At 62.5% G+C, this 18,114-nt stretch carries 12 protein-coding genes; 8 read left to right on the top strand and 4 right to left on the bottom strand.

Annotated elements, in window-relative coordinates:
* The first annotated feature begins 18 nt into the window (after positions 1-18).
* From AC2T9U_RS04105 to AC2T9U_RS04095, 3 genes are all read left to right on the top strand, one after another.
* Entirely contained in the window at positions 19-1,440 is a 1,422-nt protein-coding gene (locus AC2T9U_RS04105) for a zinc-dependent metalloprotease (protein ID WP_493696695.1), read from the top strand.
* Positions 1,441-1,473: 33 nt separating this feature from the next.
* Positions 1,474-2,307: a YwiC-like family protein gene (locus tag AC2T9U_RS04100; protein ID WP_493696694.1), complete on the top strand. Its 834-nt coding sequence runs from the start codon at positions 1,474-1,476 to the stop codon at positions 2,305-2,307.
* A 111-nt stretch (positions 2,308-2,418) separates the two neighbouring features.
* Positions 2,419-3,216 (top strand): hypothetical protein, encoded by a 798-nt coding sequence (locus AC2T9U_RS04095; RefSeq protein ID WP_493696693.1) that lies wholly within the window; start codon positions 2,419-2,421, stop codon positions 3,214-3,216.
* Here AC2T9U_RS04095 and AC2T9U_RS04090 read toward each other — a convergent pair.
* Entirely contained in the window at positions 3,213-5,249 is a 2,037-nt protein-coding gene (locus tag AC2T9U_RS04090) for an ATP-dependent DNA helicase UvrD2 (protein WP_493696922.1), read from the bottom strand. The genes AC2T9U_RS04095 and AC2T9U_RS04090 overlap by 4 nt on opposite strands.
* A gap of 99 nt (positions 5,250-5,348) precedes the next feature.
* Positions 5,349-6,272 (bottom strand): NAD(+) diphosphatase, encoded by a 924-nt coding sequence (gene nudC / locus AC2T9U_RS04085; RefSeq protein ID WP_493696692.1) that lies wholly within the window; start codon positions 6,270-6,272, stop codon positions 5,349-5,351.
* Positions 6,273-6,415: 143 nt separating this feature from the next.
* On the opposite strand from nudC, the gene AC2T9U_RS04080 reads away from it, so the two are divergent.
* Positions 6,416-7,615: a phosphotransferase gene (locus tag AC2T9U_RS04080; protein WP_493696691.1), complete on the top strand. Its 1,200-nt coding sequence runs from the start codon at positions 6,416-6,418 to the stop codon at positions 7,613-7,615.
* Positions 7,616-7,621: 6 nt separating this feature from the next.
* Here the strand turns inward: AC2T9U_RS04080 and AC2T9U_RS04075 are convergent, their stop codons facing one another.
* A complete protein-coding gene (locus AC2T9U_RS04075; RefSeq protein WP_493696690.1) occupies positions 7,622-10,981 on the bottom strand; it encodes an ATP-dependent helicase in 3,360 nt (1,119 codons plus the stop codon).
* Positions 10,978-14,280 (bottom strand): PD-(D/E)XK nuclease family protein, encoded by a 3,303-nt coding sequence (locus AC2T9U_RS04070; RefSeq protein ID WP_493696689.1) that lies wholly within the window; start codon positions 14,278-14,280, stop codon positions 10,978-10,980. The genes AC2T9U_RS04075 and AC2T9U_RS04070 overlap by 4 nt, the downstream gene beginning before the upstream one ends.
* Before the next feature lie 130 nt (positions 14,281-14,410).
* On the opposite strand from AC2T9U_RS04070, the gene AC2T9U_RS04065 reads away from it, so the two are divergent.
* From AC2T9U_RS04065 to AC2T9U_RS04050, 4 genes are all read left to right on the top strand, one after another.
* The gene (locus tag AC2T9U_RS04065) at positions 14,411-15,025 is read left to right on the top strand and encodes a TetR family transcriptional regulator (protein WP_208303648.1); all 615 of its coding nucleotides are present in this window, start codon (positions 14,411-14,413) and stop codon (positions 15,023-15,025) included.
* 124 nt (positions 15,026-15,149) lie between these two features.
* Positions 15,150-15,374: a DUF3107 domain-containing protein gene (locus AC2T9U_RS04060; protein WP_028326469.1), complete on the top strand. Its 225-nt coding sequence runs from the start codon at positions 15,150-15,152 to the stop codon at positions 15,372-15,374.
* 436 nt (positions 15,375-15,810) lie between these two features.
* Positions 15,811-17,364: a DEAD/DEAH box helicase gene (locus AC2T9U_RS04055; RefSeq protein ID WP_493696688.1), complete on the top strand. Its 1,554-nt coding sequence runs from the start codon at positions 15,811-15,813 to the stop codon at positions 17,362-17,364.
* A gap of 310 nt (positions 17,365-17,674) precedes the next feature.
* Positions 17,675-17,953, top strand: coding sequence for a hypothetical protein (locus tag AC2T9U_RS04050; RefSeq protein WP_208303650.1), 279 nt, complete (start codon positions 17,675-17,677; stop codon positions 17,951-17,953).
* The last annotated feature ends 161 nt before the right edge of the window (positions 17,954-18,114 follow it).

Genomic DNA, 18,114 nt, shown 5'->3' with positions numbered 1-18,114 from the left:
TCCAACGTAGGAGCAGGCATGTCGCACAACCCCGACCTCCCCCGTAACAACGGCGACGACCAACCAGACTTCATGAAAATGCTGCAAGACATGATGTCGTCGCAAAACAACCCCGCCTTCAATGAAGCCCTCAAAGGCATGGGAATCAACAACCTCGACCCAGCCACCATGAACATGCTCGCCGGACAACTCGGCGCATTCTTCACCTCCCCCTCCCCCGACGGCCTCGACACAACCATGTGCACCGACATCGCCCGAAAAACCGCCGCCGCCAACGGCGACGCAGTCGTCCCCACCCCAGCAATCCAAGCCGTCGAAAACGCCGTCCGCCTCGCCTCCCTGTGGATCGACAGCGCAACCCGCTTCGACTCCCAACCCACCACCATCAGCGCCTGGTCCCGCGCCGAATGGATCGAAGCCACCATCGACACCTGGTCCAACCTCACGCGACCCCTGGCTAAAGGCGTCACCGACGCCATCTCCTCGGCCTTCACCACCCAACTCGAACAATTCACCGACGGCGACATCCCACCCATCCCCGGCATGCCCGCACTACCCAATGGCATGGACATGCGCAGCATGATCAACCAAATGCGCCCCATGCTCGAACGCGTCTCCGGCAGCATCTTCTCCGCCCAATTCGGACAAGCCATCGGCACCCTCGCCGGCGACGTCACCTCCGGAACCGAAGTCGGACTCCCCCTAGTCAACAACGGACACGTCGCCCTCCTACCCGCCAACATCGGCGCATTCGGAGAAGGCCTCGAAATCGACTCCAACGAAGTACTCATCTATCTCGCCACCCGCGAAGTAGCCCGCACCCGACTATTCGCCGACGTCCCCTGGCTCGGCCCCCAACTCATCCTCGCCGTCCAGGAATACGCACGCGACATCACCATCGACACCGAACGCATCCAACGCACCGTCGAACAGTTCAACCCCACCTCCATGGACCCCAACGACATGAACGCCATGCAGGAAGCCCTCGCCGGCGAACTGTTCTCACCCCACCCCAGCCCCAGCCAACAAGCAGCCCTCAGACGCCTAGAAACCCTCCTAGCCCTCGTCGAGGGATGGGTCGACATCGTCACCGCCAACGCCACTAGCAACCACCTCCCCCACAGCGACGCACTCGGTGAAGCCGTCCGCCGCCGCCGCGCCACCGGAGGCCCGGCCGAAGACCTCTTCGGCAAACTCGTCGGACTCGAACTACGCCCCCGCCGCATGCGCGACGCCGCCAACCTCTTCGCCGCACTCGAAAACCGCGGCGGCACCGACCTACGCGACAACGCCTGGCGCGACCCCGAATCAGCCCCCACCGCCACCGACCTGGACGACATCATGGGCTACGTCGCACGCGTAACCGAAAACAACAAAGACGACATCGACCGCGCCCTCGAAGACCTCCTATCCCAAAACAACAACGACAACGACAAATAACCCCCACACACAAGGACACCACCAGGAGGAACAGTGAGCACGGCACGCGCCCACACCCCCAAGCGCCCCCGCCGTCGCTCCACCGCCTGGATCCCACGCCAACACGGCGCCTGGGCCATCCTCACCGTCCCCATCACCGTCGGCGTCATCCGCTCCCACGGCCACCCCACCCAACTCCCCCTCATCGCCTTCTGCTTCACCGCCTACCTCACCTACAACGCCTTCTCCACCTGGACCACCTCACGCCACAACCCCCGCCACCTACCACCACTACTCACATACACCACCCTGGCCACCACCCTGGCCCTCACCACCCTGATCACCCGACCCGACCTAGCCCACTACACCATCCTCTTCATCCCTCTCACCGCCATCACCACCTGGTGCACCCTGAACCACCACGAACGATGGCTCCTCAACGACATCACCACCATCACCACCGCCTGCCTCTTCGGGTACATCGTCTACATGGCCGGATTTACCCCCACCGGCACCATCGGCGTCGGCCGCGCCAAAATGGCCACCGCCACCATCCTGCTCATCGCCTACTTCACCGGTACCGCCCTCTACATCAAAACCATCATCCGCGAACGCACCTCCCGACCCCACCACATCGCCTCCATCACCTACCACGCCACCTGCACCACCCTCCTAGCCACCGCACTCCTCCTAGGCCCCACCGGCATCGACATGCTCAGACTCCCCGGCCTCACCTCCCGCGGAACCCTCACCGCCACCATCATCTTCCTCCTCCTCACCATCCGCGCCGCCGCCCTGGCCGGACATAAAATCCGCCCAGCCCACGCAGGCCTAGGCGAACTCGCCGCCAGCGCCCTCCTCACCATCACCACCACCGCCCTCTGGTAACCACCCCACCCACTCATCCACAACCCCACCCTCCGTGTGAACAACACCCCCCAACCCCCGCCACACCGGCACAGTCAAAACAACACACCCCACCACACACGGAGAAACCCCATGAACCACCCACGCCTAGCCCCCACCGTCCGCGTCCTCGACCGCGGACCAGGCTGCCTCCACATCGGACACAGCCCCTCCCACGGCATCGTCATCGACGGGCTCGACCCCACCGAAATCCACTACCTCCGCGCCCTCGAAACAGACAGCAACACCACCCTCACCCAACGCGACATCCCCACCCGTGCACCCCAACTCAACCAACTCCTCACCGACGCCAACCTCACCCACAGCACCAACACCACCCCCCTAAACATCTGCGTCACCGGACACAACGACCTCGCCACCGGCCTACGCACCACCCTGCACAACAACGGCCACCACCTCATCAGCGAACCCCACCCCGAACGCCCCCACCCCCACATCGACCTAGCCATCCTCACCGACATCGGCGGCGTCCCCTACATCGACGCCCACCACTGGAACAAAGCCAACATCCCCCACCTACCCGTCACCCTCGACGGCTGCACCATCACCATCGGCCCCTGGATCACCCCCGAAGGCCCCTGCCTACACTGCATCGACCTCACCCGCAGCGACGAAGACCCCGCCTGGCCACACCTACTAGCCCAAACCAGCGGCCGACACACCTGGGACACCACCGACCACTGCGGCAACCAAACCGCCCGCACCGCCCTAGCCATATGGCTCACCACCACCACAATCCAACGCCTCGCCACCGACCCAACCACCCTCACCCGCGAAAACCACACCAGCCTGACCTGGAATCTCCTCGACGCCAGCGCCTCCCACACCACCTGGAACATCCACCCCCACTGCCCCACCCACACCCCCTAACCCTCACCACCAACCACCTCCTGCGGATCAGCACCCCCCAACACCGCCAACACCCCATCGGCATACATCGACAACTTCCGCGCCCCCACACCCGAGACACCAGCCAACTCACCACGATCACACGGCTCACGCTCGGCAATCGCCATCAACGTCGCATCCGTAAAAACCACATACGCCGGCACACTCCCAGCCGCAGCCACCAACGACCGCCACTGCTGCAGCCGCTCAAACAACCCCTCGTCATACGACGCAGGACACCCCTGACACCGACGCAACTTCCGCTCCGCCGGACTCACCAACAACTCACCACACACACGACACACCGCAGGCCGCTTCGGCTCCCGCTCCACCACCCCACCAACACCACCAACAACCGGCACCACCCCACCAGCCCCCTCCAACACACCACCCACACCCTCAAAAAACCGACTCAACCGCCGCGAACCACGCCCACCCGCATGCCGCGACGCCGCCCACGAAACCATCAACCCCCGCCGCGCACGCGTAACCCCCACATACGCCAAACGCCGCTCCTCCTCCACAGCCTCCTGCCCCTCAGCCATCGCAATCGGCAAAAACCCCTCACTAGCCCCCACCAAAAACACGTACTCCCACTCCAACCCCTTCGTCGCATGCAACGTCGCCAACGTCACCCCATCCACACTCGGCGCATGCGAAGCATGCATCCGCTCCTCAATCTCCCCCACCAAATCACGCAACCGCGCCCCCGGACTCACCGCAACCACACCCCGCGCCAACTCCACCAACGCCGCCAACGACTCCCACTCATCCCGCCGAGCACCACGCCCCGACGGAGCCACCGGAGACCACCCCACCCCACCCAACACATCCACCACCACATCCGGCAACGCCTTCGAACCATCATCCGAACGCGCCTGACCACGCAACAACACCACCGCCCGCACCACCTCAGGCCGCGACCAAAACCGCTCACCCCCACGCACCAAATACGCAACCCCCACCCCATCCAACGCCCGCTCAAACGCCTCCGACTGACTATTCGTCCGAAACAAAATCGCAATATCCCGCGCCGCAACACCCCGGCCCAACAACCCCACCACACGCTCAGCAACCCCCACCGCCTCAGCCTCATCATCAGCAAAACACTCCACCCGCGGCACCACCCCAGACTCCCCCACAGCCCGCAACCGAATCGGACTACGCAACACCCCCCGCTGCCCCTCCAACATCACATTCGCCAAATTCACCACCTGCGGACTCGACCGATAATTCCGCTCCAACCGCACCACCCGAGCACCCTCAAAACGACGCCCAAACCCCAACAAATGCTCCGCACTAGCCCCCGTAAACGAATAAATAGTCTGCGCAGGATCCCCCACCACACACACATCAGAACGATCCCCCACCCACAAATCCAACAAACGCTGCTGAACCACATTCACATCCTGATACTCATCCACCACAAAATGCCGATACTGCTCCCGAACCTCCCGCACAACCTGCGGATACTCCAACAACAACCCCACCATCAACAACAAAACATCCTCAAAATCCACCACCCGCCGAGCAGCCTTCACCTGCTCATACTCCTCAATCACCCGCGCCATCATCACCCGATCCACCCCCGGAGCCACCCGCCCCACCCGCTCAGCCACCGACACATACGTCTCAGCCGTCAACATCCCCACCTTCGACCACTCAATCTCCGCAGCCAAATCACGCACCACCGCACGATCCGAAGGCAACTTCAACCGCCGCGCCACCTCAGCCACTAACGACGCCTTATGCGGCAACACATCCGGCAACGCACCCCCCACCGCACGCGGCCAAAAATAATGCAACTGCCGCAACGCCGCCGCATGAAACGTCCTCGCCTGCACCCCCGAAACACCCAACCCCCGCAACCGCTGACGCAACTCCCCCGCAGCCCGCGCAGTAAACGTCACCGCCAACAACCGCTGCGGCACCACCGCCCCCGACAACACCCCATACGCAATCCGATGCGTAATCGCCCGCGTCTTACCCGTCCCCGCACCAGCCAACACACACATCGGCCCCAACGGATTCGCAGCCACCTCCCGCTGCGCCTCATCCAAACCACGCAACACCCCCTCAGCATCACCAGAAAACAACTCCACAACACCAACCCCTCACACCGAAACCTCACCAACACCAACCAGCGGACCACCGTACCAACGCTCAATCAACCGACGCGCAATCGACAACCGCCCCGGCAACTGAACCTCCCCAGACCCCACCACAACCCGCAACTCCTCACGCGAATACCACTGCGCCTGCACAATCTCCGCGGCATCCAAACACAACCCCACCCCCACCGCCTTGGCCTCAAAACCCAACATCAACGACCCCGGAAACGGCCATGGCTGATCCGCCACAAACACCACATCCCGCACCTGCACACCCACCTCCTCAGCAACCTCACGCACCACCGCATCACTAGCCCCCTCCCCCGCATCCACAAACCCAGCCAACAACGAACGACGCCTCACCTCCCACCCCACATTCCTCGCCAACAACAACCTCCCCCGAACATCCGTCACCGCCACAATCACCGCCGGATCCGTCCGCGGAAAAAACTCCACCCCCTCCACCAAACACACCCGCACCCACCCCGCAGAAACCACCCGAGTCGGCGCCCCGCACCGACAACAAAAACCAGACCTCTCATGCCAATTCACCAACGCCACCGCCGTCAACAACACATCCCGCTCCACCTCACCCACCAACTCCCCCGCCTCCCGAACCCCCAACCACGACACCCCACCACCAACCAACACACCCGACCCCCCACACACCGCAACCACAGCCACACCAGCCACCCTGCCCAAAAACAACACACCACGCCCCTCATCCCCAACCACCGGCGAACGAAACACCAACCCCACACCACCGCCAACACCCCGCACCACCGGCACACACCCATCAACCACCTCCAACACCCTCGTCCCCGCATCACCCAACACCTCCCCCACCAACCCCGGCACACCCCGCTCACCCACACACCTATCCACACCACCAGACCCCAACCCACTCACACCACAAACCTCAACCACACAAACCACCTCCACAAACACCCCACCACACCAACAACACCAAAACCCTACGACCACCAACCACCCAACCAACTCCCCTCAGCCACAAGACACTCCGAAACTCCACCCCCACCCCCACCACCCAACGCCGCTACGGTGGGAACGTGATCAACCCAGCACTCACACTGGCCGCACTCGCAGACGCAGCCCTCCCCGACGCACGACCCACACGAGTCGAACACGTCACCGAACACCCGGGTGATCACTACAGCCTCGCCTTCATCGAAGACAACACCCAACGCCGCTGGGCCATCCGACTACCCACCGACCCCGTCGCCGCCGCCCTCCAAGACCAATCACTCCCCCTCCTAGAAACCCTCCGCCACCACCTCCCCTACGCCACACCCCACCCCCACGGCTTCGCCTCCCTACGCGACGGCCGCCGCGCCATGCTCTACCCACTCATCCCAGGCCGCACCATCAAATTCGACCTCCTACCCCCCGGCCCCGGACTAGCAACCGCCCTCGGACAAGCAATCGCCACCATCCACAACCTCAACCCCACCCTCTACGACACCGCAGGCCTACCCACCTACGACGCCACCGACCTACACCGCCGCCGCATCTGCGACATCGACCTCGGCGCATCCACCGGCCTCGTCCCCACCGGACTACTCAACCGCTGGGAACCCCTCCTAGAAGACATCGCCCTCTGGCGCTTCCCCACCCGCCCCACCCACGGCCACCTCGAAGCCGACCACATCCTCATCGACTTCAACGACCCCCACGACGCCTCCACCGGACACATCGTCGCCATCACCAGCTGGGACAACGCCACCATCGGCGACCCAGCCACCGACCTAGCCACCGTATTGACCCACACCAACCGCCGCGCAGCCGAAGCCATCTTCACCGCCTACACCACCACCCTGACCGAACCCCCAGACCCATCCATCCGACGACGCGCCACCCTCCTCAGCGAACTACGCCTGCTCGGAAAACTCCTCACCGCAAAACGCCTCAACAACCACCACGCCCTCACCCACGCAACCCAAGCACTCACCCACCTCAACGAACAGGTCGGCAACCAACCCATCCCCCACGAACCCTTCAACCCCACCCCCACCCCACCCACACCCCACACCCCCATCACCGACCTCTACTCCGCCGGCACACCCACCACCGACATCGCCTTCCACACCGAAAACACACCCACCCCCTCCGCCGAAGAACGCGCCTACACCACCAAAACCACCCCCCACCGCACCACCCAACGCCACCCCAAAGACACAACCCGCCCCGGCGGCGGCACCCAAAGCGCCGCCAACCGCTCCCACAACACACTCACCAACACCACCCCCTAAACCCCATCACCCCCGACCACCACCCAAACCAGCAACCCACGCCGACAACTCCTCCCGCGAAGGCATCACAGGACGCAACGTCACCCCATCAGCCGCATAGAAAAACGCCGCCCCCACCTCCTGCACATCCACCCCACGCAACTGCGCATACGCCAACCGATACAACGCCAACTGCATACTCCTAGACTCAACCTGCGCCGCACTCGGAGCCCGCCCCGTCTTCCAATCCACAACCTCAAAACCACCCCCCGGCCGCGCAAACACCGCATCAATCCGCCCCCGAACCGGCAAACCATCAATCACCGTCTCCACCGAAAACTCCACCTCCAACGGCTGCCGATCAGCCCACTCCGACGCCAAAAAATTCTCCTTCCACCGCTGCACATCACCCATCTCACAATCAACCCACTCCTGATCACCAACCCCCCCCTCAGAGACACAGTCCAACAACGACACCTGCGACCGATACCGCGCCTCCACCCACGCATGAAACTGCGCCCCCGCACGAGCAGCAACCGCAGGCGGACGCGGCATAGGACGCCGCAAATCAACAGCAAACCCCTCCGGATCCACCCGCAAACGCACAAGATCAGTACCCGTCACATGATCAGGTAAAACCGCCACCTGCTCACGCACCCCATCCCTGCCGGCCAACCACTCAGCCACCAAAACATCCATCTCAACCGACAAATCATCCACCCCATCAACTACCCCGCCACCACTCATCGCCGAACGCACCGCCTCCATCTCAACAGAACGTGACACCGGAGCAGACACAGGCCACACAACCTGCTCATCAAACACCGTCGGGTTTTCCGCCCCCTCCGGCGGCATATCAACCCACTCCTCAACAACAGCCCCCGGCGCAACCTCACTCAAAAACCGACTCGTCACCCGCGGGCTCTTATGCCCCTCCCACACCGCCGTTGAGACAAGCAACGCCTCCACCGCACGGGTATAGGCGACATATGCCAACCTTCTTTCCTCACGCATCGCATGTATCCCCCCAGCGAGCGCGAAATCAGACAACGCATCCTGTGCACCTTGCGAATCAACTCCACGCAAATCCATCTGCGGCAACCCATTGGCATCCCCCCGCAAGGGGTAGGGAATCGCGCCAAGATCACTCATCCACGCTGAATCTTTCGGGGGCTGCACCTGCCATTGATCACCAACAAACGAAACCCGTGCCGGATTCGGATAACTAGGAAACCCGCCCTCCACAAGACCAGGAACCGCCACCACATCCCATTCCAGCCCTTTACTGGCATGCACAGTCAACACATTGACAGCTCCCATAGGTGCTGGCGCAGGCATATCAAGCCCTCGTTCCTGATCAGCGGCAGCCTCCAAGTACGACAAGAGAGCATGCGGCGTTGCTGTGGCAGAACCAGCGGCAAAACCGGCGACTACTTCAGCGAACGCATCCAGCTGAGCACGCGCCGATTCTGGAGTAGCACCAGGACGCGACAACAGCTCCACTTCCAGGCCAAGCACTCGCTCAGCAGTCATCACCATTTCTGGGAGAGATTGAGACGAGGCCTCCCGCACCTGGCTCAGCGCACGTGCTAACCACTCCAGACGAGCACGAGCTGTCAAGGTCAATTCACGGCCGTGGTTGTCTTTCCATCCTCGTTCTGGAAGATCTTCGACAGCTTCGATCAGCCCTGAGGGCTCCGGGCGAGTGTCGATACCTTCTGGGATGTCGTTTTTTGTTTCTGTATCTGTTTCTGCGGCGGGTGCCTCCTGGTCACCTACGGTTTCCTGCATAAGACGGTCTCGGTGTCGTGCCCAGGCAGCTAATACGTCGAGGTCGCGTACCCCGAGTCGGCATACCGGTCCGGCAAGAAGTCGCATGAATTTGTCAGATCGCGATGAGTCAGTCGCGGAGGCGATCAGTGCCACGAGGTCGGTGATTTCGGGGACCATGAGTAGCCCTCCTAGTCCCACTACCTCTACCGGAAGTCCTTCTTTGCGGAGTGCATCGATGATGAGGGGGAATTGTGCTCGGCGGCGGCATAGCACCGCGGCGGTACGCCCTGATCGGGGTGGTTCGCTCTCGGGGTGTGGTTGTGCGGTGTCCCACCAGTGGCGGGCAATCCATTGGGCGGTGCCGGTGGCTTCTTCTTCGGCGGTGGCCCAACGTCCTGTGTGGATGCGGCCTGGTCCTGCTGCTGGTCTGGGGCGGAGTTTGTGTACCTGGACGCTGCTGTGTTGGGTGAGTTCAGCAGCGACAGTGTTGGCTGCGGCGAGGATGGCTTGGTCGTTTCGCCAGCTGATGGATAGGGGCAGGGTGGGTGCGGGGGTAGTTGTTCCTTGTGCGTGGGTGCCGAAGAGGACGGGGAATCGGGTGAGGGTGGTTGCGCTTGCTCCGCGCCATCCGTAGATGGATTGGTGGGGGTCGCCTACGGCGACGACGGGGATGGGTGGGGGGTGTTCTTCGCTGGAGCGGGCGAAGAGAGCTTCGAGCAGGCGCATTTGGGCTTCGGAGGTGTCTTGGAATTCGTCGAGGAGGACGATGTTGAAGCGGCGTCGTTCGGTGGCGGCGACTGCGGGGAAGTTGATGGCCAGTTGGGCTGCGAGTTGGACTTGGTCGGCGAAGTCGATGACGGAGTGTTCGCGTTTTCGGCGGACGTAGTCGGCCAGGATGGGCAGGAGTTGTTGGTGTGCGGCGCAGTGTGCGCGCAGTTTTCGTATAGAGGTGGGCAAGCTGCGTTTTTTGGGGGCGAGTTCGATGCTGTCGAGGTCGCTGATGGTGGCGGTGAGGAAGGTGTCGAGGTCGCGGGGGGTGCGGAGGTGTTCGGCGAGTTGGCCTGATAGGGAGAGGATTGCTGCGGTGACGGTGGCGGGGCTGGCTTCGACGGCGTCCATGGGGCCGGTGTATTCGGTGACGCAGGAGTCTGCGAGTTGCCAGGCGAGGGCTTCGGTGAGCAGTCCTGCGTCGGGTTCGACGCCTAGGCGTAGTCCGTGTTCTTTGACGAGGCGGCCTGCGTAGGCGTTGTAGGTGGAGACGGTGGGGGCGACGATGTCGTTGTCGGTGGTGCTGTCGTTGGGGGTGTTGGGGTCGTTGTAGGGGATCCAGAGTCCTGCGGCACGGACGGCGGTGAGGCGGCGGGTGATGCGTTCGGCGAGTTCTCCGGCTGCTTTTCGGGTGAAGGTGAGGCCTAGGACGGATTCGGCGGGGACGAGTCCGTTGGCGACGAGCCAGACGACGCGTGAGGCCATGGTTTCGGTTTTGCCTGATCCTGCTCCAGCGACGATGAGCATGGATTCGAGGGGGTGTTCGATAACTGCTGCTTGTTCGGGGGTGGGGTGGTGTCTGCCTAGGGCGTCTGCGATGTCGTTGGCGCTGTAGTGGATTTTCACTGGGTGCCTCCTTCATTGCGGGTGGGGCAGATGGTGTGGTGGCTGCAGACGCGGCACCAGGGTCCGGGGTGTGCGGGGAAGGTGTTGCCGGCCATGCCGTTGCTGGTTTCTTCGATGAGTTGGTGGGCCCAGTGTGGGTCTTCGGTTTCGTTGAGGGGTGGTTGGGCTTGGATTTTGGCGGAGTTGGTGAGTCCGGCTTTGCCGATGTGGACGAGGGCTGCGCCGGCTGATCCGGTGCCGTATGTGTTGAAGGCTCCTGCTTCGAGGGCGAGTTGGTAGGTGGCGAGTTGGGCGTGGTGGGTGATGTCGGCGTCGGTGGGTTTGGTGGCGCCGGTCTTGAAGTCGATGATGCGTAGTTGGCCTTGGGGGTTGCGTTCGAGGCGGTCGATGCGGCCTCGGATGTCGGCGCGGCCGATGGGGACGTTGATGTCGGTTTCTTTTGCGACGGGTTGCCAGCCGTCGTTGGTACTGGTGTTTTGGTAGGTGGCTAGGCGGGAGATCATGTGTTGTGCCTGTTGGTGGAGGCGTTGTGAGGTCCAGCCGTCGGGGAGGTTGAGGTGGGGCCAGAGTCTGTCGAGTTCTGCGCTCATGGCGGGGTAGTCGTTTTCGTAGCGTGCGGCGATGTCGTGGATGAGTGTTCCGAGGGCGGAGGTGGTTTGGGGGGTGGTGGCTTCGCCGCCTGCGGTGGTGGCGAACCAGCGTAGGGGGCATTCGGTGTAGGTCTGGATTTTGGAGGGTGAGATGCGGATGCGGCTGTGGGGGGGTAGGACGGGTTCGTTGGTGCTGATGGGTTGGTCGGGCCACCAGGTGTCTGGGTGGGCTCCGGGGATGCCGAGGCGGGCGAGGTGGGCCAGTCGTTGGGCGTGGAGGGTGCGTTGGTGGGGGTCGGTGGTTTCGGTGAGGCGGCGGCGCAGTTCGCCGACGAGTCCGGTCATGGACATTGCTCGGGGTGTGGGGGTGGGTTGGGTGGGGGTGTCGGGGTGGCTGTTGGGTATGGCTTGTCGGACGAGTTCGCAGTAGTTGCTAGGTTGTTCGTCTTCGTTTGAGGTGGCGGTGATGATGAGTCGTTGGCGGGCTCGGCTGGTGGCTAGGGCGAAGAGGCGGGCTTCGTCGTGGATTACGTCGATGAGTTGGGCGTGGATGTTGGTGCCGCGGTTGGTGAGGATGTCGACGAGGCGTTCGGAGCCGAGGAGGGATCCGCGTAGGCGGGTGTCTGGCCAGACACCTTCTTGGAGTCCGGCGATGATGACTAGTCCCCATTCGCGGCCTACGGCTCCGGCGGGGGTGGTGAGGGTGACTTGGCGTCCGCGTTGTCCTCGGGCGGCGAGGGTGTCGGCTGCGACGTCTTGGGAGAGGAGGTGTTCGAGGAAGCTTAGTGGTCCGCTTCCGGGTAGTCGGGTGGTGTAGGCGTCGGCGGCGGCGAAGAGCGCGACGACGGCGTCGAGGTCTCGGTCGGCGCGGGCGGAGGCGGTGGTTCCGTTGAGGGCGGTGTCGCGCCAGAGCGGGGCGGCGTTGGTGGCGTTCCAGATTGCCCAGAGGATGGTGTGGCAGGTGGTGTTGGGGTGCCAGGTGGGGCGGCCGTTGGTGTTGGTGATGGTGTTGGTGATGGTGATGGCGTGGAGTGCGGCGTGTAGTGCGGTGCGTAGGCGGGTGATGGGGGCCAGGTCGGGGTGTGGGGGTGGTGGTGTGGGGTCGAGGAGGGCATGGGCGAGGAGTTCGGGGGTTGTGCGGGTGCCGCCGTTGATGCGTTCGTGGTGGGTCAGGGCGCGGCGGGCGCGGCGGGCGGTGACGGTGTCTGATTGGAGGAGGTGGGAGGTGAGGGTTTCATCGAGGGCGAGTAGGTCGTCGGTGGTGAGGTGTTGGGGGGTGGGGTGGGTTGTGGTGGTGGGGTTTTCGGGTGTGGGGTTGTGGGCTGCGGCCCAGGCGGCGTGGATGGCGACTTCGTAGATGGCCAGGAGTGCGCGGACGGGGGTTTCTTCGCGTAGTGGTAGGCGGGCGCCGGCGACGTCGGTGGGGATGCCGGCGGCGTTGAAGGCTCGTCGTAGGGCTGCGGTGCGGGTGGATCCGCGGACGATGACGGCCATGTCTGACCATTCACGTCCGTTGAGGAGGTGTTCGCGGCGCAGGAGGGCGGTGATGTGGGCTTCTTCGGCGCTGGTGTTGTTGGCGATGATGATGTCGATTGGTGGGGTGTTTGTGCTGGGTTCGGGTCCTGGTGGTGGGGTGGCGTGTCGGTGGGTGGCGGTTCCGGTGACGCCGATGTTGTGGGTGATGTGGGTGGTGACGGCGGCGATGGCGTGGTTGGGGCGGTGTCGGGTGTTGAGGGTGTGGCAGGTGGTGGGTGTGAGTCCGTCCCAGCCGCTGGTGAATAGGTGGGGGTCGGCTCCGCGGAAGGTTTGGGTGGCGGTGTCGGGGTCGCCGATGAGGACGAGTTCGATGCCGTTGTGGTGGAGGGTGTTGAGGAGGGTGGCTGCGGCGGCGGTGAGTTCTTGTGCGTCGTCGATGATGAGGGTGCGGATGCCGCCGCTGAGGAGGTTGTTGTTGGTGGGGTTGTCAAGGAGTGCTCCTGCGGCGGCGCCGAGGATCCAGGAGGGGTCGTAGGCGCCGGGGCGGGAGAGTGCGGTGACGTTGTCGTATTCGCGTAGTACGTCGGCGGCTGCGGTCCAGGCGGGTTCGTTGTGTTGGTTGCCGAGGTGGGCGAGTTCTTCGGGTGAGATGCCGTATTCGACGGCGCGCATGATGAGGTCGCGGAGTTCTGCGCGGAATCCGCGGGTGGTGAGGGCTTCGGTGATGTCGTGGGGCCAGTTGGGGGCGGGGGCGTGTCCGGTGGTGTGTCCGGTGAGGAGTTCGCCGAGGATGACGTCTTGTTCGGCTCCGTCGAGGAGGCGGGGTGGTGGGGTGTTGTTGAGGCGGGCAAGGCGGGTGAGGATGCTGAATCCGAAGGCTTGCATGGAGGCGGCGAGGGGGCGTTGGGTGGTGGTGCCTAGTAGGCGGGTTACTTCGCGTCGGGCGTGGGTGGCGGTGACGCGTGAGGAGGTGAGGAGCATGCATTCGGTGGGGGTGCGGTGGTTGTTGCGGATGCGGTGTAGGACGCTGTGTACGGCGACGGTGGTTTTGCCTGTACCTGGGGCGCCGTAGATGTGGATGAGGGGGCCGCGTGCGGTGGTGGCTGTGGTTTGTGAGGGGTCGAGTTGGTGGGTTTCGATGAGGCGGGGCCAGCCGTCGAAATGGGTAGTGTTGGTGCGAACGAGGCGTACGGGGGTGGTGTCGTGGTTGGGGGGCGGGGTGGGTTTGTTCACGGCGTGCCTCGTGGATGGTGGATGTGTTTTTCGTATTGGATCATCGTTCACTGTCAGGGTTGGTCAGGTTGGGGCGGTTACGATGCGTGAGTTTGGTGGGTTTGTGTTTTGTGGTTGTTGAGGGGGCGTTGTGGTTCAGGTTTCGGTTGATGTGCATCGGCGGTTGAGTAAGTCCGAGCGTCGTGATCATTTGTTGTTGCATGCGCGGGAGGCGTTTTCTGCGCTTGGGTATCACAATGCGTCGATGGATGACATTGCTGCGCGGGCGGGGGTGTCCAAGCCGGTGTTGTATCAGCATTTTCCGGGCAAGTTGGATTTGTACCTGGAGTTGTTGGATGAGGCTGCTGAGCATGTGCGGGTGATTTTGGGTCAGGCGTTGGCGCAGGCTGGGCGGGCTGATGAGGTGGTGCGGGCAATGGTGGAGGCGTATTTCGGTTTTGTGACGGAGCCTGCTGGTGGTTTTCGGTTGGTGTATGAGTCGGAGACGTTGAGTGAGGCTGATGCGACGCGGCGGGTGCAGGAGCTGCAGGGGTGGTGTGTCGATGCGATTGCTGAGCGGGTGCGTTCTTTTCGGGATTTGTCGTTGGCTGAGTCGAATGCGGTGGCGACGTCGTTGGTGGGGTTGGCGCAGTTTTCGGCGCGGGCGTGGTTTCGGAATGGGACGTTGTCGCGTTCGGATGCGGTGGATGCGTTTACTCGGATGGCGTGGGGTGGGTTGGCTGGGTTTGTTGGTGACGTGGACTGATGGGCGTTAGGAAGTAGTCTCGTTGTGGAGGGAATTCGGTTTCGGGTTGGTGTGTTGCTGCTCGGGGTGGGTTCTCGTTGGTATTCGTTGTGTATGCCGTTGAGGCGGCGAGGAGGTTTGCTCCATGGAGGTCAAGATTGGTGTTTTGCACACCACTCGTGAGTTGAGTGTTGAGTCGACGTTGTCTCATGAGGAGGTGCAGGCGTTGGTTGACAAGGCTGTCTCGCAGGGGGCTCCGTTGCGTTTGGAGGATGAGAAGGGCCGTGTGGTGGTGGTGCCTGCGGCGACGTTGGGTTATGTGGAGATCGGTAGCCCGCGTAAGGGTGGCGTCGGTTTCGGTATGTTGTGATTTTTTGCCGCCTGCTGGCGGTTTCGTGGGGGCGTCTGGCGTAGCTGGGCGCCCTTTCGCGTGTGTCGGGGGCAGCTACGTTTCGGTGTAGCGCTGTGCCTGCGTAGAATTGTGTCGACATATTCGGTGCCCGGTCGGCATCTTCCTTGTGGAATTCGTTCCTCGTGGTTTTTGTCTTTGGTGGGCCTGCCGTTTGTGGTTGTCGGTCTGCGGGGACGCTGCCTATCGCGTGTGCGTGTCGCCATTGGTGTCTGGTCGCTTGTGAGCGCGGCATTGGTGGTGTGACCGCTTGATTGTGAGCTCTGTTGGAGCTTTGTTCGGTGTGTTTCCGCTGTTAGGGGCATGTCGATGATCGTTCTTTTCCGATCGGCCCGATTTCATGCAGGCATGTCGTGTGACGCGAGCGGATGCCGTTGCCGTTTGAAGGTTGTTTGTGATGAGTGACGTGACGGGTGCTGCGGGTACCGATGATGTTGTGACGCCGGATGTTGAGGTGCAGGTAGGGCAGGAGATGCCTGCGTTTGCGGATTTGGATATTCATCCGGATATTGCTGCTTCGTTGGCTGATGCGGGTATTACGCATGCTTTTCCAATTCAGGCGAGTACGTTGCCTGTTGCTTTGGATGGTGGAGACATCATTGGCCAGGCCAAGACTGGTACGGGTAAGACCTTGGGTTTTGGTGTGCCGCTGCTGGATGCGGTGATTACTGAGGCGGATCCGGAGTTTCCGGAGTTGCGGCATCCGGGGCGTCCGCAAGGGCTTGTGGTGGTGCCGACGCGGGAATTGTGTGTGCAGGTGGGTGATGATCTGGATAAGGCGGGTCGTCGTCGGGGGATTCGGGTGGAGCGGATTTATGGTGGGCGGGCGTTTGAGCCGCAGGTTGAGGCGTTGCGTCGTGGGGTGGATGTGGTTGTGGGGACGCCGGGGCGTTTGTTGGATTTGGCTCAGCAGGGGCATTTGCGGCTGACGGAGATCACGGTCGTGGTGCTGGATGAGGCCGATGAGATGTTGGATTTGGGGTTTTTGCCGGATGTAGAGCGGATTTTGGCGCTGACTCCTGGGTCGCGTCAGACGATGTTGTTTTCGGCGACGATGCCTGGCGCTGTGGTGGCGTTGGCGCGTAAGTACATGGATCATGCGACGCATATTCGGGCGCAGTCGACTGGTGATGATCGTGCGACGGTTTCGGCGATTGAGCAGTTTGCGTATCGGGCGCATCCGATGGACAAGGTGGAGATCATTGCTCGGGTGTTGCAGTCGGAGGGTCGCGGGCGTTCGGTGATTTTCACACGGACGAAGCGGCAGGCGGCGAAGGTGAGTTCGGAGTTGTCTGAGCGTGGGTTTGCTGCTGGGGCGATTCATGGTGATTTGGGGCAGGGTGCGCGTGAGCAGGCGTTGAGGGCGTTCCGTCACGGCAATATTGATGTGTTGGTGGCCACGGATGTAGCTGCGCGCGGTATTGATGTTGATGATGTGACGCATGTGATTAATTTCCAGGCGCCGGAGGATGAGAAGACGTATTTGCATCGCACGGGGCGTACTGGGCGTGCGGGGCGTACTGGGCGTGCGATCACGTTGGTGGATTGGGAGGATATGCCTCGGTGGCGCTTGATCGATAAGGCGCTTGAATTGGGTATGCCTGAGCCGGTGGAAACGTATTCGAGTTCGGATCATTTGTTTTCGGATCAGGATATTGAGCCGGGTACGAAGGGGCGTTTGCCTAAGGACAAGCGTTTGTTGGCTGGTTTGTCGGCTGAGGTTGTTGAGGATTTGGGTGAGCCTTCGCGTGGTCGCGGTAGGGGGGCTAGCCGTGCTGGCGGTCGGGGGCGCGCTCGTGGTCGCGGTGGGGCAGCTGGGCGGGTTTCGCGTGCGTCTGATTCTGTGAGTGATCGGAGTGATTCTGCTGGTGGTGCAGGTAGGCCGCGTCGTCAGCGCAGGCGGCGTCGAACGCGGGGTGGGGCTTCTGGGGACGCACCTTCGGGTGAGTGATGTGGATGTGTGCACACGGGCTGATGGCGTAGTTGTGTCTGTTTAGAGGGATTTTCGTGGGGATGGATATTGTTTTTCCCACATAGTTGAACATGCGTCCAGCATCTGCGGTAGTTTTGTTTCTGGGACGGCACTTTTGCGCTGTTTCTTCCACGTGCATTAACTGATGTCATTCTGTCGGTTTATGCAATGGGCTGTGAGATATCGGTTTTCTTATTTTTCACAGTGTTTTTCTGCCGCAGGTGCGGAACCGTGGGGGTTCTGTTGTGCGGTGCGCAGTTCGCGGTGCCGATGGGGGTCGGCCCGTTTTATGACACGACAGGTGGGGGCCTTCATGTCTTTTGGTAGTGATGCTGTTTCGCGGCCTGATGCGGCGCGTGGCGCCGGGGTTGGCGCGAATCGCGTTGTTTTGGCGTCAGCTGTGGTGACGGGTGTTGCCGTTTTGGTTGTGCTGATGGTTGTGGGTCCGTCTCTTGTGGGAGATCCGCGGTTGTTGTTCGCGGCGTTGTTGATTGCTGCTTCGGTGACGGCTGGGACGGTTGCTGTTCGTGATGCATCGGTGTTGCGGTGGCCGTGGCAGCGGTATTGATGTTCTTTCCCCTCCATGTACGCGGCGTGTGCTGACGCGTACGGGTGTGTGGGTGGGGCCCCTCTCCTGCCCACACACTTCCCCTTCGTTGATCACTGTTGGGTGCCCCTCTACCCGGTGGTGATTGCCAGGCGCCCCACCCCCGCCACCTTGCGGGCGCC

This window comes from Dermatophilus sp. B7861-1 (assembly GCF_058996045.1).
The sequence above is the reverse complement of the archived record's forward strand: the minus strand, read 5'-3'. Positions and strand labels throughout refer to the sequence as shown.